This is a genomic window from Tenacibaculum retecalamus (assembly GCF_027941755.1).
GTDB lineage: Bacteria > Bacteroidota > Bacteroidia > Flavobacteriales > Flavobacteriaceae > Polaribacter > Polaribacter haliotis_B.
The window spans coordinates 835,380-856,460 of record NZ_CP115916.1 but is presented as its reverse complement, the minus strand read 5'-3'; the positions used below and the strand labels follow the sequence as shown (position 1 = coordinate 856,460).

Genomic DNA, 21,081 nt, shown 5'->3' with positions numbered 1-21,081 from the left:
ACACTTGATAAAACTCACTTCTAAAATACACTAAAATTAGCTGTATTTTTTAAAACATTGCAAGATACTATAATGGCTTCTTTTACACAAAAAATATTTTTATTGTTTTAATGATACTTATCAACAATTTTAAGCGTTTTTCAAACATTATTCATGTGCATTTACTTTGTCAGAATGGCTGTTAAAAACTATTGGCACCTTTTTTGTAATTTTTAAGAAAAAAACTTACTAACTTTACATTTATACAAATTAAATTTATGGACGATAATTTTTCACCACAAGTTAGAGATGTAATTACTTTCAGTAAAGAAGAAGCCTTACGATTAGGACACGATTTTATTGGAACAGAACATCTTTTGTTAGGTTTGATTAGAAAAGGAGACGGAAAAGCCATTGAAATATTAACTACTTTTGATGTAGATTTAGATTTGATGCGTAATAAATTAGAAAAACTAAATCCGACTACCCCATCAATAGCAAGCATCGAAAAAAAGAGTTTGCACCTTACAAGACAAGCAGAAAAAGCAATAAAAACAACATTTTTAGAAGCCAAATTATACCAAAGTAGTTCAATTGACACTGCTCATTTATTATTATGTATTTTACGTAATGAAAATGACCCTGCAACAAAACTGCTTCAGAAATATGATGTAGGCTACGAAGAAGCAAAAGCACTTTACAAAGAACTTCATATGGAAGACACCTTTCCCTCTCCTACTGCAGAAACTCCTTCTGATGATGAGTTTACAGATGACAAATCGAATCCTTTCGGGCAGCAAACACCCAAAGGAAAACAAACTAAAAAATCTAAAACTCCGGTATTAGATAATTTCGGACGCGATTTAACATTACTAGCAGTTTCTGGTAAACTAGATCCTGTTGTAGGTCGAATAAAAGAGATTGAACGTGTTTCTCAAATTTTAAGTAGACGTAAAAAAAACAATCCAATGTTAATTGGAGAACCTGGTGTGGGTAAATCTGCCATTGCCGAAGGTTTAGCCTTAAGAATTGTAGAACGAAAAGTATCTCGTATTTTATTTGATAAAAGAATTGTTTCTTTAGATTTAGCCAGCTTAGTTGCCGGAACAAAATACAGAGGTCAGTTTGAAGAACGCATGAAAGCTCTAATGAACGAATTAGAGAAGAATGACGACATTATTTTATTTATTGATGAAATTCACACAATTGTTGGTGCAGGTGGTGCTACAGGCTCTTTAGATGCCTCTAACATGCTTAAACCAGCTTTAGCTCGTGGAGAAATTCAATGTATAGGAGCAACTACTTTAGATGAATTTAGAACAAATATTGAAAAAGATGGCGCCTTAGAACGTCGTTTTCAAAAAGTAATTGTAGAACCAACAACCGTTGAAGAAACAGTACAAATTTTACACAATATTAAAGGTAAATACGAAGCACACCATCAAGTATCATTTACTGATGAAGCTATTGATGCCTGTGTAAAATTAACAAATCGTTATATGACAGATCGCTTTTTACCAGACAAAGCTATTGATGCTTTGGATGAGGCTGGATCTAGAATTCATATTACAAACATTGTTGTTCCACAGCAAATTCTAGAATTAGAAGCTAAATTAGAAGAAATTCGCGAACAAAAAACAAAAGCTGTAAGCGGTCAGAAATACGAAGAAGCAGCAAAGCTTCGTGATGACGAAAAAAATATGGAAACCGCATTAGCATCCGCAGAAAACCAGTGGGAAGAAGATGCTAAATTAAACAGAGAAGTTGTTACCGAAGATAATGTTGCTGAAGTTGTTTCTATGATGACAGGAATACCTGTAAACAGAGTTGCAGAGGCAGAAAGTAATCGTTTAGCTGATTTACCAAATATGATTAAAGGTAAAGTCATCGGACAAGACGAAGCTGTTACCAAAGTCGTAAAAGCAATACAACGTAATCGTGTAGGTTTAAAAGACCCTAATAAACCGATTGGTTCTTTTATTTTCTTAGGATCAACAGGAGTTGGAAAAACACAATTAGCAAAAGTATTGGCACGCGAGTTATTCGACTCTAGCGATTCCTTAATTAGAATCGATATGAGCGAATACATGGAAAAATTTGCTATTTCTCGTTTAATTGGTGCGCCTCCCGGATATGTAGGTTATGAGGAAGGTGGTCAGTTAACTGAAAAAGTTAGAAGAAAACCATATTCTGTAATTCTTTTAGATGAAATTGAAAAAGCACATCCAGATGTTTTTAACATGTTATTACAAGTTTTAGATGATGGACACATCACCGACAGTCTTGGTAGAAAAATAGATTTTAGAAACACCATTATTATTATGACTTCTAACATAGGAGCTCGTAAAGTAAAAGAATTTGGCTCGGGAGTTGGTTTTGGAACTTCATCGAAAAAAGAACAAGAAGACTCACATGTAAAGAGTATTATTGAAGGTGCTTTAAAAAAATCATTTGCCCCAGAATTTTTAAATCGTATTGATGATGTTATAATTTTCAACTCTTTAGAAAGAGAAGACATTCATAAAATTATCGATATTGAATTAGAAAAACTATTAAATCGTATTGCTGATTTAGGCTATAAGCTAACATTAAGCGAAAAAGCAAAAGACTACATAGCAGACAAAGGTTTTGATAAAAAATATGGTGCAAGACCTTTAAAGAGAGCAATTCAAAAATATATTGAAGATGCTTTAGCTGAAGAAATTGTAAACTCAAAATTAGAAGAAGGAGATACTATTTTTATGGATTTAGATGATAAAGACAATAAACTGATCATCAAAATAGAAAAAGGAGAAAAACCTGAAGAATCTCGTACAGAAATAGATCAATAAAAAACACTAAAACCTCAAGCTAACTACTTGAGGTTTTTTTATCCAATAAACCTTACTTATTCATAAGTAAACACCTTTTAGATAGTCATAAATATCAAATATTTTGTTAATTTTTTTGATAAAAAATCTAAAAAAAGTATCTTAGCCCACTTAATCCCTTATTAACATAAACATTAAACGATGAAAAGATTAATACTTTTAGCCTTCGTAGGAATTACCATTATCTCTTGTAAAAAAGAAGAAAAGCCGGTAAAAGATTATCTCATTTTATCAGGTAAAATAGAAAATTTCAAAAAAAGAGATGTAACCTTAAATGGTTTCAATTTTACTAAAAAAATAAAATTTGATAAAAAAACTGGAAATTTTTCAGATACCTTAAGAATTGACAAAAAGGGGTACTATACCTTAACAGCTAATAAAAGAAATTTTGATCTATACCTTTCTGATACTGTTGATACAAAAATTACTTTTGACTACAAAAATGCTGATGCAGTAGCATACGAAGGTACCAATGCGAATATCAATAATTATTTTGTTCAGAAAAAAGGAAAATTTACTGAAATTTTAATAAACGCAAACAAGCTATTTTCTTTAGATGAAGAAGACTTCTTAGACAAAATGGATGAATATAAAGATGCTTTAACCGAGTTGTCTATTGCTAATAATTTATCGCCTGAATTCTTAAAAAGTGAAGTTAAAAATATTGAATACGAATATTTAAGGAATTTAAGCAACTACCAAGATTATTACGGTACTTTAACTGGTGATAGTGAATTTAAGGTTTCAGAAGACTTCCCAGACCCTCTTGAAAACTTTAACTACAGTAGCGGTGATGATTATGTTAACTCATATTCTTACCGTAAAATGTTAGAAACACAACTAGAAGTTATCGCTAAAGATAAAAACAAAGAAGGTGAAGATTACTCTTTAACGTATTTAGAAACCTTACAAACTGAGGTTAACGATACTATAGCTAAAAACGATTTATTATACAAAAGTGCCAAAGAAGGTATAACTTACACTAACAATTTAAAAGAGTTTCATGATAAATTCATGGCATACTCTACCGATAAAGAACATAAAGAAGAAATATCTAAAAGTTATAATATTTTAAAAACTACAGCCAAAGGACAACCTGCTCCAAAATTTAAAGATTTTGAAAATTATGCAGGAGGAACTACTTCTTTAGATGATTTATTAGGGAAAGGAAAATACTTATACATTGATGTATGGGCTACTTGGTGTGCTTATTGTAAAAGAGAAATTCCTTTATTAAAAAAATTAGAAGAGGAATATCACGGAAAAAACATCGAATTTGTAAGCATTAGTGTTGATGATAAAAATCAGCATGAAAAATGGAAGCAAACAATTGTTGATCGTGAAATGACAGGAATACAATTATTTAGCGGTAAAAAACAATCTGAATTAGAATGGGCGAAGAAATTCTTAATAAAAGGATTGCCTAAGTTTATAATTATTGATCCTGACGGAAATATTGTAAATCCAAATGCTCCAAGACCTTCTGAAGGAGAAAAATTATTAAATATATTTGATGAATTAGGTGTCTAATCTAATTTCACTAAGCATAAAAAAACCGCCAATTGGCGGTTTTTTTTTATGGTAATTATATACACTTTTAAAACCTATTATCACCATCTAAAATATTTCCTATTCCTCCTAATATACTACCTTCTCCTTTATCTCCTCTTCCTGTTTGTGGTGCCATTGCTAACACACGCCCCGCTAACCTACTAAAAGGTAATGATTGAATATATACTGTTCCTGGACCTTGAAGTTTCGCGAAAAATAAGCCTTCGCCACCAAAAACAGTGTTTTTTATTCCGCCTACAAACTCAATATCATAATCCACATCTTTTGTAAAACCAATAATACAACCCGTATCTACTTTTAAAATTTCACCCGCTTGTAAAACTTTTTTAGCCATTGTACCACCTGCATGCACAAAAGCCATTCCGTCTCCCTCTAACTTTTCCATAATAAACCCTTCACCTCCAAACAAACCTCTCCCTAGTCGCTTAGAAAATTCTATACCAATAGAAACTCCTTTCGCTGCACATAAAAAAGCATCTTTCTGACAGATAAATTTACCATCGAACTCTGACAAGTCGATCGGTATAATTTTTCCTGGATATGGGGAAGCAAACGAAACTTGTTTTTTACCCCTACCTTCGTTAGTATAAACTGTCATAAACAAACTCTCACCAGTAAGAATTCTTTTTCCTGCCGAGAATATTTTCCCTAACAAACCTGTTTCTTGATTAGAACCATCACCAAAAATAGTACTCATTTTCACATCAGCCTCCATCATCATAAAGCTTCCGCTTTCAGCAACAACTCCTTCTTGCGGGTCTAATTCAATTTCTACATACTGCATTTCTTCTCCGAAAATGCGATAATCTATTTCGTGTGCGTTCATCTTTTAAGTTTTAATATTCAATAATTAGACGTATAAATTTATTTTTTGTTACGGTTTCACTTTCAAACTCCACTCAAACTGAAACTTAGATACTGAAACCCCTTCTTTATTTATACCTTCTGAAGTTACTAAAACTGTTTGTCCTTCACCAGTTTCAACCGATCTTTGAATTGCTTCTTTAATTGCCAATCCATCATTACACTCAAACACAATTCTACCAGTTGCTTTTTTAGTAAAAGTTGCACTCATGTTAGTTACCAACATCGATACTTTTCTTTTAGATTTATCAATAGATTGCATCACTAATATTCCGGTAGCTAATTCTGCAGCCATTCCTTGAACGGCTCCAAAACATACTCTTAAAAGGATTCTGATTAATCCATCGATGCTTTACCGTTATCAAAGATTTCTCTTCAGAAATTGATTTTACTTTAATTCCGCAGATATAAGCTGAAGGCAATTTAAATAAGGTGAAAAAATTTATTTTTCGTGGTGTAAACTTCATTTTATCAGTATTTATGGGCAATTTAAAGCTTTTTTTCAACACTTCCTAAAACATAATAAATGTTAAAAAAATGTTAAATACAGTACTATGTATTGCACAATACCTTTTTAAAGACATATATTTGCATAGTCAAGTATTATATAAAATATTTAATCATGCAACGAAACAACGAAAACACCAATGCTTTTTTAATACATATATCTGCTTTCGCTGGATATTTATTTCCACTAGGAAGTATTGTAACACCTTTAGTTTTATGGCAAACACTAAAAGATAAAAGTAACTTTTTAGATGAACACGGAAAAGAAGCTGTAAACTTTAACGTTAGTTTTGGTTTATATATTTTTATTTTAAGCGCTTCTTTTTTCTCATTCTTTTTCGGAAGTTTTTTAGATGTTTTTAATGGAATTGACATTGACTTTGGGGGACATCATTCATACAATGGTCTCTTTGGTTTTATTGGTATTGCATCTTTAGTAAGTATTGTTTCACTTATTAAAATTGCACTAATCATTATCGCTTCAATGAAAGCAAATAAAGGAGAAACATACAAATATCCTTTTACAATTAATTTTATAAAATAACCTCATAAACCGCATTATATGAAGATAGAAAATACAAAAGCACAAATGCGTAAAGGTGTTTTAGAATACTGTATCTTATCAATTTTACAAAATGGTGATGCTTATACTTCTGAAATACTATCAACACTAAAAAGTGCAGAAATGATTGTGGTTGAAGGAACTATTTATCCGCTACTAACCCGCTTAAAAAATGCAGGACTACTAAGCTATAGATGGGAAGAATCAACCTCAGGACCACCACGTAAATATTATGTTTTAACTGAAAACGGAGGAATGTTTTTAAAAGAGCTAAACAAAACGTGGAGTAATTTAGTAAACGCAGTAAACCTAGTAACAAGTACAAAATCAACTACAAATGAATAAGACAATAAATATAAACTTAGGTGGATTCTTCTTTCATATAGATGAAATTGCTTATCAGAAATTAAAACGTTATTTAGAAGCCATTAGCCGCTCTTTAAGTGATGATCCTCAAGGAAAAAATGAAATCATATCAGATATTGAAGCTCGTATTAGCGAATTATTATCTGAAAGAATTACAGATGCTCGACAGGTTATAAATGAGAATGACATAGAAGAGGTTATCACAATTATGGGACAACCTGAAGACTATGCTGAAGCTGAAGAAAATTATAATGATAACTCTTCATACAATACAAAATCAAGAAAGCAATCATCTAAAAAATTGTTTAGAGATGGTGATGATAAGTTTTTAGGAGGTGTTTGTTCTGGTATCGCTCATTATTTTAGTATTGATGTTATTTGGATTAGAATTGCTTTTATCGTTTTAGTAGCCTCTGGGTTTTCTCCTTTAGCATATATTATCCTTTGGATTTTACTACCTGAAGCAACAACAACTACAGAGAAATTACAGATGGAAGGCGAAGCTGTAAATATTGACAACATCGAAAAAAAATTCGTAACGAGTTTGAATCTTTATCATCAAAATTAAAAGACGGTGCTAGTGATTTAACAGACAAAATATCGAGTGCAGATTATGAAAAATTGCGCGCACAAACAAAATCAGGATTTCAAGATTTTATAGATACTATGGGTAAAATTTTACTGACATTATTTAAAGTGTTTGGTAAATTTATGGGTGTATTATTAATATTTATCGCTGGTATAACTATTGTTTCTTTACTTTTAGGTGTTTTTTCTGTAGGTAGTTTAGAGTTTTTAAATGTTGACAATGAATTTGTTAATTATCCTCCTTTCTTTTATAATTCAGCACTACCAAAATGGTTATTATCTATTTCATTATTTATGTTAATAGGAATACCTTTTATCGTTTTATTTATTTTAGGTTTAAGAATATTGTCTCCTAATGTTAAAAAATTAAGTACCGCTGCTATTTTAACATTATTAGGTGTGTGGTTGGTTTCATTATTAGCTGTTGCTTTTTCTGGAATTGAATATGCTACAACACATGCTTATAATGGTACTAATGTTAGCAAACAAAGTATTACTTACACAAAAAGTGACCCTTTAAAAATTAGAGTTGTTAATGATGATAACATCTATTACAATCACAACTTACGTAATAGAAACAACGCTATAAGTGTTGATTTTAACGACACAAAAATGAAATATTCTAACGATATAAATATTGATGTTCGTAAAAGTGAAACTGGTAATGCTTATATCGAAATTAAAAAAACATCCGAAGGAAGAAAACGTAATAATGCCAACGATAATGCAGAGGCGATTCAGTATAATTTTAAATCAGCAAACAACACAATTGTTTTTGACGCTTTCTTTTTAAGTGAATATAAAAACATATGGAAAGATGAAGAAGTTAAAGCAACCGTTTTTATTCCTGAAGGAACTGTAATATATTTTGAAGGCTCGTCTCGAAGATTTTTAAATGACGTTAAGAATACTCAAGATATTTACGATCGAGATATGGGGAACCATCACTTTAAAATGACTTCTCAAGGTTTTAATTGTACAGATTGTGGTTCTGAGAACAGCAACGAGGATAACGATGAAGATAATGATTGGAATTCTGACAACGATGAAGATGTAAGTTTTTTATTCGATAGCACTATTAACGATGTAAAAGCTGAGTTTATTATCAGTAAAAAAACCACTAAAAAAGAATTAGAGAAGTTAGTTAGATGGTTTAAAAACAAAAAAAACATTGACATTAATATTGTAGATTCTAAATACAATAACAATAATCAAATAGATAAAGTTACGCTAAGAATAAACTGTAATGATGGTTATAGAGGAGAATTAACAATCTCTAACAATACTTTAAATGACATTTCTAAAGGTTTTAGACGAACTTATAATCAAGAACACAGAGGTATAGCCTTTAAAACTTGGTAATCAAAAACAAAAACTATGGGAGCTATTTTCGATTTTTTCTTTAAAGGTAATTTTTTCATAAAATTAATTACGCTATTGTATGCGTTATTATTCTCTTTAATAACAAATGCACAAGTAGATGAAATTCCGAATTACAAAGCTGTAGATCTTAATTTACACAATGAAATTGTAAAAATGGATAGCATTTATTTTACCGCTTACAATACTTGTGATATGAAAACCCAAGCAAATTTGTATGATGAAGATTTAGAGTTTTTTCATGACAAAGGAGGTTTATCAACTTCTAAAAGTAACCTTTTAAAAACTTTAGAAAAAAACATATGTGGCAAAGTAACCCGAACTTTAATAAAAGGAAGCATTGAAGTATATCCTATAAAAAATTACGGCGCAGTGCAAATTGGCTATCATAAATTTTACAATAATCAAGAGCCTAATGCAAAATCAACTCCCAGTAAATTTATTGTTATTTGGAAACAAAAAAACAAACAATGGAAAATAACAAAAGTTATTAGCCTACATTAAAATACAGTTCTTACTAAAAACATTAGTTCATTTGTTATAGCTAACTCCAATGACACTAATACTTGGTTTTATTAGTTTACTAAGCCAAAGCTTAATTGCTTTGGCTTTTTTATATGTAAAACTTAGTTTGTTTTTAAAATAAATTTTACAGAACTTAGCTATCACTTGATACTTCTTCTTAAAAAAGTTATATCATAAGTTTGTTTGGTTATAATTAAACAAAAAACTAACATTTTAAAACAAAAAACATGAAACAAAAATTAACATTAACAATTTTATTATTTTTAAGCTTATTTATTATTTCTTGTTCAGATAACAATGATTCAAATAATGAATTCATTAATTCTTCAGAGGCAATGGCTGAATTTGACAACAACAACTTTGGTATATATAAAGGTATCTTTGTTGGTTCTAGCGGAATAATTATTGTAAACATTAATAATGACAATACAATATCTGCAAAATTAACAATAGATGGTATGCAATATGATTATACAACGAGTCAAACAGTTCAAGAAAACCAAGCAACCAATATAGTTTTTGAAAACGGTAATGACACTTTTACTTTTTCCGTTTCTTCGGATGGAAACAATCCAACTTTTACAGAACTAGCTATAAACGGACATTCAAATGCTTCTATAATTGCTATAAAAGAAACATCAAATGCCGTCGTAAAGCTATTTGAAGGCTCATATAATGGAGAGCAAACAGGTATATTTAATGCTATCATTTATCAAGATGAGTTTAAAGCTTTAGTTCATAGTTTAGATGCAAATATAAATTTCACAGCAGAAGGGGAAGTAAACAATACTATAATAACTACTGGAACCACCTCAACTGGAACTAATTTTTCTGGAAATATTAATGGGAATAAAATAAACGGAATTTGGAATAATAGCCAATCAAATACAGAAGGTAATTGGTCAGGAACAAGAACTTACTAATGAGATCTAAAAAAGTTATTAGCCTACATTAAAATACAGTTCTTACTAAAAACATTAGTTCATTTGTTATAGCTAACTCCAATGATACTAATACTTGGTTTTATTAGTTTACTAAGCCAAAGCTTAATTGCTTTGGCTTTTTTATGCTATTTACAAAAAAATACTACTTAATAAAAAAACTAACTTATACTTATCCTAAATAAAAAAAGCTATTCTTTTAAAATTATAGTTACATTTGACCCCAATAAGTTCTTTACATACTTCATCAACCGGAAAGGTTTTACTTAGCTGTAGATTAATAGGGAATCGTGTGCAAATCACGAACTGTCGCGCAACTGTAAGTAACACACCAAAGGTTTTATTACTAAAAATCCACTGTTTTTTAATTAAAATGGGAAGGAAAATAAAACTGTTACAAGTCAGGAGACCTGCCTATTCCGAATTGACAATGCTTTCGCGATTTGAAGCTTTTAGTCAGACAGATGCATATTTTACAAGTCAACCAACTTGAAAGGGACAGCTACGCTTTGTTAGCTCCTAAAATGCATTTTCTTTCTTAATTTTTCTCTCAAAAAAGCATTGCGAAGTGCTTAAAAGAGCTTTTAACTAATTTATTAATCATTTAAAGTTAAAAGAAAATGCAAACGCACAATCTTGGCTATCCGCGAATTGGTAGCAACAGAAAACTCAAAAAAGCCTGCGAGCAATATTGGTCAGGCAAAATTTTGGCAGATGAATTGCTAAACGTAGGAAGAAATCTTACCATTAAAAACTGGAAAACTCAACAAAAAGCAGGAATCGATTTAATTCCCTGCAATGATTTTTCTTATTATGATTAAGTTTTAGACATGTCGTTAACTGTTGGTGCTATTCCAAAGCGATACAACGAAATAGCTTTAAAAAAATCGACTAACGAACTCGATTTATACTTTGCCATGGCCAGAGGATATCAAAAAGATGGTATTGATATTACTGCTATGGAAATGACCAAATGGTTTGACACTAACTACCATTACATAGTTCCTGAATTTTATAAAAATCAAGAATTTAAACTTTTTTCAAACAAAATTATCAACGAATTTGTAGGGGCAAAACAAATTGGTATAAATCCTAAACCTGTAATTATTGGACTGGTTTCTTATTTACTTTTAGGAAAAGAAAAAGAAGAAAATTTTGACAAACTTGATTTAGTTGAAAATCTTTTACCTGTATACATTAATATTTTAAAAGAATTAACCGCACAAGGTGCCGAATGGATTCAGTTTGATGAGCCTTTTTTAGCTTTAGATATTGATAAAAAAACTAAAGAAGCGTATCAACATGTTTACGCAACTTTAAAAAAAGAGTTTCCTAAATTAAAAATACTAGTAGCTACTTATTTTGATGGTTTAAAGGACAATGTATCCCTAGCAACCTCATTACCCGTATGTGCTTTACATATTGATTTAGTTCGTAACCCTGAGCAATTAAGCGATGTTTTAAATACATTCCCTAAACAGTTAAGCTTATCTTTAGGTGTTGTTGACGGTAGAAATATCTGGAAAAATGATTTCGAAAAATCGTTATCTTTCATTAAAAAAGCAATTGATAAAATTGGAGAAAATCGTGTATTAATTGCTCCATCTTGCTCACTTTTACATACTCCATGTGATTTAGATTTAGAAACTGATGAAAAAACTTTATCACCTGAAATTAAACAATGGATGGCTTTTGCTAAGCAAAAAATAAATGAAGTTGTAGTTTTAAAAACATTAAGCGTTAAAAATGTAAGTAAGGAAGCTAAAATTAAATTAGCTGCTAATAAAGAAGCTATAAAAAACCGCACTACCTCTAAACTTATTCATAACACAAAAGTAAAAGATAGAGTAAATGCAATAACATTAAAAGACGCTACAAGAAATAATCCTTTTTCTGTTCGTAAAATATCACAGAAAAAAGCACTAAACTTACCGCTATTTCCAACCACAACTATTGGTTCTTTTCCGCAAACAAAAGAAGTTAGGAGTTGGAGAGCTCGATTTAAAAAAAGGAGAACTTTCTAATTCAGAATACAATACTTTACTAAAAGAAGAAACCGAAAAATCTATTCGCTGGCAAGAAGAAATTGATATTGACGTACTAGTTCATGGAGAATTTGAACGTAATGATATGGTAGAGTATTTTGGTGAACAATTGGCTGGTTTTGCTTTTACCAAAAAAGGTTGGGTACAAAGTTATGGTAGTAGATGCGTGAAACCTCCAATTATTTACGGAGACGTGCATAGACCTAACCCAATGACTGTTTATTGGACTAACTTTGCCCAATCTTTAACAAAAAAATTGGTAAAAGGAATGTTAACAGGATCTGTTACCATTTTACAATGGTCTTTTGTTCGTAACGATCAACCTCGCAACGTAACCTGTAACCAAATAGCTTTAGCAATTAGAGATGAAGTTGTTGATTTAGAAAAAGCAGGTATCAATATTATTCAAATTGATGAACCTGCCATTAGAGAAGGCTTGCCTTTGCGAAAAAAAGAATGGCAAAACTATTTACAATGGGCTGTAAATGCTTTTAAAATATCAGCTAGTGGCATAAAGGATGAAACTCAAATTCACACCCACATGTGCTATTCTGAATTTAATGATGTTATTAAAAATATTTCAGACATGGATGCTGACGTAATAACTATTGAATGCTCCCGTTCGCAAATGGAATTATTAGATGCTTTTGCTGATTTTAAGTATCCAAATGAAATTGATCCAGGTGTTTATGACATTCACTCTCCAAGAGTTCCATCAAAAAAAGAAATGGTACTACTTTTAGAAAAAGCAAAAAAAGTTATTCCTGGAGATCAATTATGGGTAAATCCAGATTGTGGTTTAAAAACACGTCATTGGGATGAAACTAAAAAAGCTTTAATTGAAATGGTTGCTGCTGCAAAAGAAGCGCAATTAAATTATCAAAGTAAATAACCCCTACCCAAGGTGCAAACCCATCCCCAAAACTAATGCACCTTGGGTTATTTATATATTAAAATGACTTTTAACGAAAAAATTAAAAAATCAGAAACACGTATTTTTAAAGCTGTTTTTCCTAGCACGACAAATCATTACGATACTCTTTTTGGAGGCACTGCATTACATCTTATGGATGAAGTTGCTTTTATTACCGCAACCCGTTTTAGTCGGCAAAAAATGGTAACGGTTAGTAGTGATAAGATTGATTTTAAAAAACCAATTCCGGCTGGAACGATTATAGAATTAATTGGTACTGTTATTCATGTAGGAAACACCAGCTTAAAAGTAAATGTAGCTATTTATATTGAACAAATGTATAGTGAGCAAAGAGAAAAAGCCATAGAAGGATCATTTACATTTGTAGCTATTGACACGGATAAAAAAGCCATTTCTATACATCATTAATTTTTCACAAAAAAACCTCACTTTATAAAGTGAGGTTTTTTTTACTATTTAAGCGACTCCTAAAATTCTTTGTAACGGAATAATTGTTGATTTTTTTAAGATAACCGACTTTTCTGTCAATGCCCATATAGTAGTTTCTACCATTTTTAAACCTGTGTCATCTACAAAGGTAATTCTTACCTTTCCTTTTTCAAGATTACCAAGCGCTAAAGCTCTTTTTAAATCTAAAAATCGGTTCAATTGATCATCTTTTTTACCTAAAACTTCTGATTTTGAAAAAGTTAAAAATTTAATTTGTTCTTTTTCAATAATTTGGACGTTGTTAACTGTGTTCATATAACTGGGGGATTATAGGTTATTCTCTAATAAGTATACAAAATATAATACTCAGTAAATATACTAAATAAACAACTATAATACAATAAACATATGTTAACAATTACAATTCAACAACAAATCACTTAAAATAACACACATAACAAAACACACACCTAAATACTCATCTTTGGTTATAAACTCTCTAATTTAAACGAATATTTTTAAAATCATTTTCTTATTTTTACCCTATGAAATGTATTATTTTTATATTATTATTTTTTTCTGCTCTTGTTCAATCTCAACAATTGCCAAATGGTTTTTCTTATCTTCAAGAAGTAATTCCTACGGTAAAAAAAGAACTTAGATATTGTTCTGACAATAATTTTATTGGCACATCTATAAATGGTTATGAAAAAAATGTACTTATTATTACTACGCAAGCAGCAAAAGCATTAAAAAAAGTACAAGCCGAGTTATTAAAAAAAGAATTAAGTCTTAAAGTTTTTGATGCATACCGCCCACAAAGAGCTGTAAATCATTTTGTAAAATGGGCTCGTGTTATTAATGACACATTAATGAAACACCAATACTACCCAAGTGTAAATAAGAGACACTTATTTAAAAAAGGCTATATATCGTCTAGGTCTGGGCATTCTCGTGGTAGTACCGTCGATTTAACAATTATCAATTTAAAAACAAAAAAAGAGTTAGATATGGGAAGTCCGTTTGATTTTTTTGGTGTATCATCTCATGTTGCTTACCCTAAATTAACCAATCATCAGAAAAAAAACAGACAGTTATTACAAACAATAATGAATAAAAATAATTTTAGGTCATATAGTAAAGAATGGTGGCATTTTACTTTGCGCCACGAACCTTTTCCTAAAACTTATTTTAGCTTTCCTGTTAAATAAACTATTTATATTTTTTATTTCAACGAACTAATTTTTAACGCTTTGTTTAGAAAAAAAAAAAACATCGGCATTATATTTGCTCATATTTATTTTGATATGAAAAAAAGCTTAGATTATTTTTTATTTGTATGTGTACTTTGTGTAAACTCTTATGGTTTTGCGCAACTTGATGGTTCATTTAAAAATAAAAAAGACAACAACTCCTCTTTTGGTATTATAACCGCTCCAGCAAAAGAAGTTAAAAAACCAACTTCATTAGATTTTAAAAATAATGATGGTTTTAAAACTGCGCATAACAAACAGCAAAAAGATTTAAAAAAGAAACAAGCTGAAAGAAATTTAGCCAATAAAGGTATTTTAACGAAAGCAAAAATATCGGAAGAACGCTACTTAAAAGCTTTTCAAAAGATAAATGGAATGTACCAATACCCTATCATCGATCAAGATTTAGGTAGTTTTAGTACAAAATCTAAAAGTGTAACTATTATTTGCAGAGATTTTCAGTATCCTGATGGCGATAAAGTAACCATTCTTATCAATAATATGCCTGTGGTTAGCAACCTAATTCTTAAACAAAATTACCAATCTTTTAATATCCCTTTAGATAAAGGTATAAATACTATCGAAATTTTAGCTATAAACCAAGGTAGTTCGGGCCAAATACCGCTGGTTTTAAAATTTACAGCGAAGCCGGATCGTTAATTTCAACCAATCAATGGAACCTAGCTACTGGTGCAAAAGCATCAATTATAATAGCTAAACAGAAAGATTAATACGAGCAGGTTTTAGTACTAAAAAAACCTTACTGTAACTTTTAACAAGAACTTTTTTAAAATTACCAAAAACTACTTACTTTTGTAGTTACGTTTTAAAACACGTAAAACAAACAAACTTTAAATAAACAACTAATATATAATGAATAAAATCACCAAAGAAACCTATATCAACTGGTATAGAGACATGCTATTTTGGAGAAAGTTTGAAGACAAGTTAGCTGCTGTTTACATTCAACAGAAAGTAAGAGGTTTTTTACACTTATATAACGGTCAAGAGGCTGTTTTAGCAGGTGCATTGCACGCAATGGACTTATCTAAAGATAAAATGATTACTGCCTACCGTAATCACGTGCAACCAATTGGTATGGGAGAAGATCCTAAACGTGTAATGGCTGAATTATATGGTAAAGTTACCGGTACCTCTAAAGGTATGGGAGGTTCTATGCATATTTTCTCTAAAGAACACCGTTTTTATGGTGGTCACGGAATTGTTGGTGGTCAAATTCCTTTAGGAGCAGGATTAGCTTTTGGTGATAAATACCAAGGTAATGATGCTGTAACATTATGTTGTTTTGGTGATGGAGCAGCTCGTCAGGGTTCTTTACATGAAACCTTTAATATGGCTATGAACTGGAAATTACCAGTGATTTTTATTGTTGAAAACAATGGATACGCCATGGGAACTTCTGTTGAAAGAACTGCAAATCATACTGATATTTGGAAACTAGGTTTAGGGTACGAAATGCCTTGTGGTCCTGTTGATGGAATGAACCCTATTAAAGTTGCCGAAGCTGTTGATGAAGCTATTCAAAGAGCACGTCGTGGAGAAGGATCAACTTTCTTAGAAATGAAAACATACCGTTATAGAGGTCACTCAATGTCTGATGCGCAACACTATCGTACAAAAGACGAGGTTGAGGAATACAGAAAAATTGATCCTATTACACAAGTTTTAGACATCATTAAGGAAAACAAATACGCCTCTAACGACGAAATAGAAGCAATTAAACAAGAAGTAAAAGATTCAGTAAAAGAATGTGAAAAATTCGCTGAAGACTCTCCATATCCAGAATTAAATCAATTGCAAGATATGGTATACGAACAAGAAGATTATCCATTTATAAAATCTAAGTAAACCATGGCTATAATTATAAACATGCCTCGCTTAAGCGACACGATGGAAGAAGGAGTGGTAGCTTCTTGGTTAAAAAATGTAGGTGATAAAATTGAAGAAGGTGATATTTTAGCTGAAATTGAAACTGACAAAGCGACAATGGAGTTTGAATCTTTTAACGAAGGAACTTTATTATACATTGGAGTACAAGAAGGAGAAACTTCTCCTGTAGATACTTTGTTAGCTATTATTGGTGAAGAAGGTGAAGATATTTCTGCTTTATTAAACGGAAATACAACTTCTGAAGCTAAAGAAGAAACAAAATCTGAAACTACAAATAGTTCAGTTACATCACAAAATGATACTATAACAATGCCCGAAGGTGCAATTGTTATAAACATGCCTCGTTTAAGTGATACAATGGAAGAAGGTACTGTAGCTTCTTGGTTAAAAAATGTAGGTGATAAAGTTGAAGAAGGTGATATTTTAGCTGAGATAGAAACTGATAAGGCGACAATGGAATTCGAATCTTTTAACGAAGGTGTTCTATTACACATCGGTGTTGAAGAAGGACAAACCACTCCTGTAGATACACTACTTGCTATTATTGGTAAAGAAGGAACAGATGTTGCTACTGTATTAGCTGCTCAAGCATCAGGAAACACTGTTATTACAAAGGAAACCGAAGATACAACAACAAAAGAAGAAACTAAAGCTGTTACAGAAACTGCTGTAACTACAACAACTTCTTTAGGAAAAAGAATTTTTGCTTCTCCATTGGCTAAAAAAATAGCAAAAGATAAAGGTTTTAACATAGCTGATATTAAAGGTTCTGGTGAAAACGGACGTATTGTTAAAAAGGATGTAGAAAACTATACTCCTTCTGCAAAACAAGTAACACCTAGCTCGGCGACAACGAATACTCCTACTCCATCTGCAGTAACAAATTTTGCTGTTGCCGGAGAAGAAAACACATCAGAAGTTAAAAATTCTCAAATGCGTAAAGCAATAGCTAAAGCATTAGGAAATTCTAAATTCTCTGCACCTCACTTCTACTTAAATATTGAAGTAGATATGGACAATGCAATGGCTTCTCGTAAAACAATTAATTCGATTCCTGATACTAAAGTATCATTTAACGATATGGTTGTAAAAGCCTGTGCTATGACATTAAAAAAACATCCAAATGTAAATACTAGCTGGACAGACAATAACACATTATTCCATAGTCATATTCACATTGGTGTTGCAGTAGCAGTTGATGAAGGTTTAGTGGTACCTGTTGTAAAACATACAGATGCTTTAAGCTTAACTCAAATCGGAGCTTCGGTTCGTGATTTAGCAGGTAAAGCAAGAGATAAGAAAATTACTCCTACAGAAATGCAAGGTAGTACTTTTACGGTTTCTAATTTAGGTATGTTTGGTATTGAAAGTTTTACTTCTATTATAAACCAACCTAACTCAGCAATTTTATCTGTTGGAGCCATTATACAAAAACCTGTTGTTAAAGACGGAGCTATTGTAGTTGGTAACACTATGAAATTAACTTTAGCTTGTGACCACAGAACGGTTGACGGCGCAGTTGGTGCTCAGTTTTTACAAACATTAAAAACATTTATTGAAAACCCTGTTACAATGTTAGCATAGTTTTTCAATAATATTCTATAAAAAAAAGCTCGCAATTTGCGAGCTTTTTTTAGTTTAAGACTTTTTTTGCTTGTACAATATGTCGTTCGTTATGATAAATTGTAAATCGAAAAGTATCACCTAATCTAAATTTTAATAAAGGCAATGTTATTGATGTTTTCACTTTAGTTAAATTAACTTTTTTAGAAGACTCTAACAGCTGTAAAAGCTCTTTTTGAAACGCTATAAAACGAGTTAAAACATCATTAACATCAAGTGAAGAATGTATCGGGTTTTTACTCTTAAAGGTATCCATTGTTTTCATTTTTTCTTGCGGCAACATATCTAAAGAGAATTTATTACCTAAAAAACCAGGTTTAAAATTAGGGTTTGATTGTTGTTTTGCTTTTTTAATTCTACCCTTAATTTCTGGATTGTAAAACGCCGCATATAAATTTAAATGCTCTATACACTCTACCGCCGACCAAGAAGACTTGTTTTCTTTTTGCTGTAATTCTTCTTCAGAAATATTTTTTATTGATTCGACAAAAGTAATGTGATTTTCTACATACTTTTTTAAGTCATTTATTAATTCTTCAGATTTTAAAATCATATCTACTAAATTTTATTCAAAGTTGATGATTTTAAAATTGATAATTCTTGAGGCTAATCAAGAGTTTTTAAAATTCTAGATACCGTTTCAGGTGTCATCCTTAAATAGGAGGCAATGTATTTTAATGGAATCTCTTGAAATAACTGCGGACTTCGATGCAATACTCTTTCAAAACGTTTTTGTGGAGAAAAAGTTATTAAATCTATTTCTCGTTCTATTTGTTGGTACACAAAACTTTGCAACATCTGTTCCCACACTTTTTTATTTTCTGCGGAAGATTGCATCACTTCATTAAAACGTTTTTTAGATATTACTTTTAAAGTACTTTTTTTTAATGCCTGAATATAAAAATCGGTAGGCTTATCTGTTAAAAATGAATCTAACGCTGTTATTAATGAATTTTTATATCCAAAACGGATTGTATGATCCTCCTCTTCATCATTAATAAAAACACGTAAACTACCTTCTTCAACAAAATACATTTGCGTACTTATGTTTCCTTTAGTTACTAAAAAGTCGTTTCTCTTTATTACTATCTGATCTTCCCAATTTAATGAAAGAATTTTTAAAAGCTGCTCATAAAAACTCATTATAAACTATATCGTTCTCATTTTATTTAACAACCAAAAATCTGCTAAAACTAACGCTGTTAAAGCTTCAACTATTGGCACCGCTCTTGGCACAACACAAGGATCATGACGACCTTTACCATGTATTTCGGTTAACTCATTTTCCGAATTAATTGTTTGTTGATTTTGCATAATGGTAGCCACTGGCTTAAAAGCTACACGAAAGTAAATGTCCATTCCGTTAGAAATTCCTCCTTGAATTCCTCCTGATAGATTCGACTGTGTTGTACCATCTTCATTAAAGATATCATTATGTTCAGAACCTTGCATTTTTGCTCCACAAAACCCACTTCCAAACTCAAAACCTTTTACAGCATTGATTGATAACATAGCTTTACCTAACTCTGCATGTAATTTATGAAAAATAGGTTCTCCTAAACCAATAGGCATATTTTGTGCTACACATGTAATTGTTCCTCCAATAGTGTCGCCTGCTTTTTTTATTTCTTCAATTTTAGTAATCATTTTTTCTGCCGACACTTCATCAGGACAACGAACAGCATTATTTTCTGTTTTCGTAAAATCTAAATCCTGATAAGGTTTCATCATAAAAACATCACCAACGGATGATGTAAAAGCGTTTATATTAATATGCTTTATTAATTGCTTTGCCAAAGCACCCGCAACTACCCAATTAGCAGTTTCACGAGCTGATGTACGACCGCCACCTCTATAATCTCTAATCCCATATTTTTTATCATAGGTATAATCTGCGTGAGAAGGACGGTATACATTGGTATTATGATTGTAATCTTTACTTTTTTGATTGGTGTTTTTAATTTGAAAGCCAATAGAAGCTCCTGTTGTTTTTCCTTCAAATATTCCTGACAAAAATTCAACCATATCTGGTTCTTTACGTTGGGTTACAATTTTAGATTGCCCTGGCTTACGGCGATCTAATTCTTTTTGAACCGCACTAAGGTCAACTTCCATTCCTGCCGGAAAACCATCTATAACACCTCCTATTGCAATTCCGTGTGATTCTCCAAAAGTGGTTAGTTTTAATATATTTCCAAATGAATTAAACATACGCTCTCTATTTTAAACGAAAGTAATTTATTTGCGATTAAAACTATAATTTTTGAATCATAATTATCTAAAAAGAAACCTAAAAACTCCAAATATTAATACAAATCTTAAAAATGAAGATACTAAAATACAATCTACAGAAAAAAAATATTTATTTTTTCAGAGCAAACTTACTGGTATCAAAACAATTACCTCCAAAAGCTTTTAATCACTCTAAATTTCCATAAAAAAATCAACTAAAAGTTTTTTAGAAGTGAAAAAAGGTTGTATATTTGCACCCGCAATCAGAACATACTTGATATGCATGTCAGGAGAAATGGCAGAGTGGTCGAATGCGGCGGTCTTGAAAACCGTTGTCTGTTACAGGATCGGGGGTTCGAATCCCTCTTTCTCCGCAAAACCCGAAGCAAATGCTTCGGGTTTTTTTATGCATTAAAATGAAACTCAAAAAAAATAAAACGATCTCTACTTTTAGAAAAGTAGAGATCGTTTTATTTTTTTTCTAATATTAAGTATTTACA

18 protein-coding genes, 1 tRNA gene, 2 pseudogenes and 1 riboswitch are annotated in these 21,081 nt (G+C 31.0%); of the genes and pseudogenes, 15 read left to right on the top strand and 6 right to left on the bottom strand.

The genetic code is table 11. From position 1 onward, the window contains the following. The first annotated feature begins 257 nt into the window (after positions 1–257). Both PG912_RS04250 and PG912_RS04245 read left to right on the top strand, forming a co-directional pair. Positions 258–2,810: an ATP-dependent Clp protease ATP-binding subunit gene (locus PG912_RS04250; protein ID WP_275688596.1), complete on the top strand. Its 2,553-nt coding sequence runs from the start codon at positions 258–260 to the stop codon at positions 2,808–2,810. A 180-nt stretch (positions 2,811–2,990) separates the two neighbouring features. Next, positions 2,991–4,379, top strand: coding sequence for a redoxin domain-containing protein (locus PG912_RS04245; RefSeq protein WP_275688595.1), 1,389 nt, complete (start codon positions 2,991–2,993; stop codon positions 4,377–4,379). A 67-nt stretch (positions 4,380–4,446) separates the two neighbouring features. On the opposite strand, the gene PG912_RS04240 is transcribed toward PG912_RS04245, so the two are convergent. Both PG912_RS04240 and PG912_RS04235 read right to left on the bottom strand, forming a co-directional pair. Next, on the bottom strand, positions 4,447–5,247 hold the full coding sequence (locus tag PG912_RS04240; protein WP_275688594.1) for a TIGR00266 family protein: 801 nt from the start codon (positions 5,245–5,247) through the stop codon (positions 4,447–4,449). Between the two features lie 48 nt (positions 5,248–5,295). Then, positions 5,296–5,752, bottom strand: a pseudogene (locus tag PG912_RS04235) (DUF4442 domain-containing protein). Positions 5,753–5,907: 155 nt separating this feature from the next. On the opposite strand from PG912_RS04235, the gene PG912_RS04230 reads away from it, so the two are divergent. The 8 genes and pseudogenes from PG912_RS04230 to PG912_RS04195 all read left to right on the top strand — a co-directional run bounded on the left by PG912_RS04230 (position 5,908) and on the right by PG912_RS04195 (position 13,541). After that, entirely contained in the window at positions 5,908–6,336 is a 429-nt protein-coding gene (locus PG912_RS04230) for a DUF4870 domain-containing protein (protein WP_275688593.1), read from the top strand. A gap of 18 nt (positions 6,337–6,354) precedes the next feature. Then, positions 6,355–6,699 (top strand): PadR family transcriptional regulator, encoded by a 345-nt coding sequence (locus tag PG912_RS04225; protein ID WP_260585280.1) that lies wholly within the window; start codon positions 6,355–6,357, stop codon positions 6,697–6,699. Then, positions 6,692–7,288 (top strand): PspC domain-containing protein, encoded by a 597-nt coding sequence (locus PG912_RS04220; protein ID WP_275688592.1) that lies wholly within the window; start codon positions 6,692–6,694, stop codon positions 7,286–7,288. The genes PG912_RS04225 and PG912_RS04220 overlap by 8 nt, the downstream gene beginning before the upstream one ends. 53 nt (positions 7,289–7,341) lie before the next feature. Next, the gene (locus PG912_RS04215; RefSeq protein WP_275688591.1) at positions 7,342–8,670 is read left to right on the top strand and encodes an MFS transporter; all 1,329 of its coding nucleotides are present in this window, start codon (positions 7,342–7,344) and stop codon (positions 8,668–8,670) included. A gap of 15 nt (positions 8,671–8,685) precedes the next feature. Next, positions 8,686–9,192 (top strand): nuclear transport factor 2 family protein, encoded by a 507-nt coding sequence (locus PG912_RS04210; protein WP_275688590.1) that lies wholly within the window; start codon positions 8,686–8,688, stop codon positions 9,190–9,192. A gap of 248 nt (positions 9,193–9,440) precedes the next feature. Further along, positions 9,441–10,136, top strand: a complete 696-nt coding sequence (locus PG912_RS04205; protein WP_275688589.1) for a hypothetical protein — start codon at positions 9,441–9,443, stop codon at positions 10,134–10,136. A 258-nt stretch (positions 10,137–10,394) separates the two neighbouring features. Further along, positions 10,395–10,586, top strand: a riboswitch (cobalamin riboswitch). Between the two features lie 188 nt (positions 10,587–10,774). Further along, a pseudogene (gene metE, locus PG912_RS04200) lies at positions 10,775–13,091 on the top strand (5-methyltetrahydropteroyltriglutamate--homocysteine S-methyltransferase). Positions 13,092–13,154: 63 nt separating this feature from the next. Continuing rightward, positions 13,155–13,541 (top strand): acyl-CoA thioesterase, encoded by a 387-nt coding sequence (locus PG912_RS04195; protein ID WP_275688588.1) that lies wholly within the window; start codon positions 13,155–13,157, stop codon positions 13,539–13,541. 48 nt (positions 13,542–13,589) lie between these two features. Here the strand turns inward: PG912_RS04195 and PG912_RS04190 are convergent, their stop codons facing one another. Beyond that, positions 13,590–13,877, bottom strand: a complete 288-nt coding sequence (locus tag PG912_RS04190; protein ID WP_260585092.1) for a hypothetical protein — start codon at positions 13,875–13,877, stop codon at positions 13,590–13,592. 230 nt (positions 13,878–14,107) lie between these two features. Here PG912_RS04190 and PG912_RS04185 point away from each other — a divergent pair, with 230 nt between their 5' ends. The 4 genes from PG912_RS04185 to PG912_RS04170 all read left to right on the top strand — a co-directional run bounded on the left by PG912_RS04185 (position 14,108) and on the right by PG912_RS04170 (position 18,310). Further along, the gene (locus PG912_RS04185; protein ID WP_275688587.1) at positions 14,108–14,773 is read left to right on the top strand and encodes a M15 family metallopeptidase; all 666 of its coding nucleotides are present in this window, start codon (positions 14,108–14,110) and stop codon (positions 14,771–14,773) included. A 96-nt stretch (positions 14,774–14,869) separates the two neighbouring features. Beyond that, on the top strand, positions 14,870–15,475 hold the full coding sequence (locus tag PG912_RS04180) for a hypothetical protein (RefSeq protein WP_275688586.1): 606 nt from the start codon (positions 14,870–14,872) through the stop codon (positions 15,473–15,475). Positions 15,476–15,688: 213 nt separating this feature from the next. After that, the gene (pdhA, locus tag PG912_RS04175; RefSeq protein ID WP_275688585.1) at positions 15,689–16,684 is read left to right on the top strand and encodes a pyruvate dehydrogenase (acetyl-transferring) E1 component subunit alpha; all 996 of its coding nucleotides are present in this window, start codon (positions 15,689–15,691) and stop codon (positions 16,682–16,684) included. 3 nt (positions 16,685–16,687) lie between these two features. Continuing rightward, positions 16,688–18,310, top strand: a complete 1,623-nt coding sequence (locus tag PG912_RS04170; protein ID WP_275688584.1) for a pyruvate dehydrogenase complex dihydrolipoamide acetyltransferase — start codon at positions 16,688–16,690, stop codon at positions 18,308–18,310. A 49-nt stretch (positions 18,311–18,359) separates the two neighbouring features. Here PG912_RS04170 and PG912_RS04165 read toward each other — a convergent pair whose 3' ends face one another. From PG912_RS04165 to aroC, 3 genes are read right to left on the bottom strand one after another with little or no spacing between them, the layout of a single operon-like run. Continuing rightward, positions 18,360–18,902, bottom strand: a complete 543-nt coding sequence (locus PG912_RS04165) for a DinB family protein (protein ID WP_275688583.1) — start codon at positions 18,900–18,902, stop codon at positions 18,360–18,362. Positions 18,903–18,955: 53 nt separating this feature from the next. Continuing rightward, complete coding sequence (locus PG912_RS04160) at positions 18,956–19,492, bottom strand: Crp/Fnr family transcriptional regulator (RefSeq protein ID WP_260585085.1); 537 nt, start codon at positions 19,490–19,492, stop codon at positions 18,956–18,958. Between the two features lie 6 nt (positions 19,493–19,498). Next, positions 19,499–20,560: a chorismate synthase gene (gene aroC / locus PG912_RS04155; protein WP_275688582.1), complete on the bottom strand. Its 1,062-nt coding sequence runs from the start codon at positions 20,558–20,560 to the stop codon at positions 19,499–19,501. Positions 20,561–20,870: 310 nt separating this feature from the next. Here aroC and PG912_RS04150 point away from each other — a divergent pair. Continuing rightward, positions 20,871–20,955: transfer RNA gene (locus tag PG912_RS04150), tRNA-Ser, on the top strand. Positions 20,956–21,081 lie beyond the last annotated feature (126 nt).

What these genes read in the sequence shown, in the direction of transcription:
- PG912_RS04210 (WP_275688590.1), top strand. Translation starts at nt 8,686, where the DNA reads ATGGGAGCTATTTTCGATTTTTTCTTTAAAGGTAATTTTTTCATAAAA.
- PG912_RS04180 (WP_275688586.1), top strand. Translation starts at nt 14,870, where the DNA reads ATGAAAAAAAGCTTAGATTATTTTTTATTTGTATGTGTACTTTGTGTA.
- PG912_RS04245 (WP_275688595.1), top strand. Translation starts at nt 2,991, where the DNA reads ATGAAAAGATTAATACTTTTAGCCTTCGTAGGAATTACCATTATCTCT.
- PG912_RS04240 (WP_275688594.1), bottom strand. Translation starts at nt 5,247, where the DNA reads ATGAACGCACACGAAATAGATTATCGCATTTTCGGAGAAGAAATGCAG.
- PG912_RS04185 (WP_275688587.1), top strand. Translation starts at nt 14,108, where the DNA reads ATGAAATGTATTATTTTTATATTATTATTTTTTTCTGCTCTTGTTCAA.
- pdhA (WP_275688585.1), top strand. Translation starts at nt 15,689, where the DNA reads ATGAATAAAATCACCAAAGAAACCTATATCAACTGGTATAGAGACATG.
- PG912_RS04205 (WP_275688589.1), top strand. Translation starts at nt 9,441, where the DNA reads ATGAAACAAAAATTAACATTAACAATTTTATTATTTTTAAGCTTATTT.
- PG912_RS04225 (WP_260585280.1), top strand. Translation starts at nt 6,355, where the DNA reads ATGAAGATAGAAAATACAAAAGCACAAATGCGTAAAGGTGTTTTAGAA.
- PG912_RS04230 (WP_275688593.1), top strand. Translation starts at nt 5,908, where the DNA reads ATGCAACGAAACAACGAAAACACCAATGCTTTTTTAATACATATATCT.
- PG912_RS04165 (WP_275688583.1), bottom strand. Translation starts at nt 18,902, where the DNA reads ATGATTTTAAAATCTGAAGAATTAATAAATGACTTAAAAAAGTATGTA.
- PG912_RS04250 (WP_275688596.1), top strand. Translation starts at nt 258, where the DNA reads ATGGACGATAATTTTTCACCACAAGTTAGAGATGTAATTACTTTCAGT.
- PG912_RS04160 (WP_260585085.1), bottom strand. Translation starts at nt 19,492, where the DNA reads ATGAGTTTTTATGAGCAGCTTTTAAAAATTCTTTCATTAAATTGGGAA.
- PG912_RS04220 (WP_275688592.1), top strand. Translation starts at nt 6,692, where the DNA reads ATGAATAAGACAATAAATATAAACTTAGGTGGATTCTTCTTTCATATA.
- PG912_RS04190 (WP_260585092.1), bottom strand. Translation starts at nt 13,877, where the DNA reads ATGAACACAGTTAACAACGTCCAAATTATTGAAAAAGAACAAATTAAA.
- PG912_RS04195 (WP_275688588.1), top strand. Translation starts at nt 13,155, where the DNA reads ATGACTTTTAACGAAAAAATTAAAAAATCAGAAACACGTATTTTTAAA.
- aroC (WP_275688582.1), bottom strand. Translation starts at nt 20,560, where the DNA reads ATGTTTAATTCATTTGGAAATATATTAAAACTAACCACTTTTGGAGAA.
- PG912_RS04170 (WP_275688584.1), top strand. Translation starts at nt 16,688, where the DNA reads ATGGCTATAATTATAAACATGCCTCGCTTAAGCGACACGATGGAAGAA.